We start from the raw sequence: 433 nt of genomic DNA on the forward strand, positions 1-433 counted from the left end.
CCTGATACGCGTTGTGCGTGCGGTCGTTCGGAAGCGGATAGCCGGTGGCCGTTGTCCTGAGCAGATACTGGTGCTGATCCCATGTGACCGGCGGCCCGCCGTCAGGAGAATACTGGATGTGCTGCAGCACCTTCCCGGCCAGCGCGTCGTAGTCTGGCACGGCATTTTGAGTCACGTTGTTCAGATCTGGTCTCGGAGTGATCGTTTCGTTCCGATACGCCTTGGTGGAGGCTATCCAGTCGTCAAACTGTCCTCGATAGAACAGATAATCGTCGACCGTCTCCATCGTGCCGATGGAGAAGAACGCACCGTTGGCATTAGGTTCACCCTTGACGACTTCGACGAGACCGTACCCTCGATAGTCGTCGTAATACGGAGACTTCGACACCAGCGGCACGCCCAAGTGCCATGCTGTGCCTTTCGTGTCCACATT

Annotated in this window: 1 protein-coding gene; it reads right to left on the reverse strand. The window is 57.3% G+C overall.

Annotated features, from left to right (window positions below; translation table 11 throughout):
* On the reverse strand, window positions 1-403 hold a 403-nt coding region (locus tag GWK61_RS55295; protein WP_194922383.1), incomplete at its 3' end, for a hypothetical protein.
* Window positions 404-433 lie beyond the last annotated feature (30 nt).

The organism is Catenulispora rubra, from assembly GCF_015356825.1.
GTDB lineage: Bacteria > Actinomycetota > Actinomycetes > Streptomycetales > Catenulisporaceae > Catenulispora > Catenulispora rubra.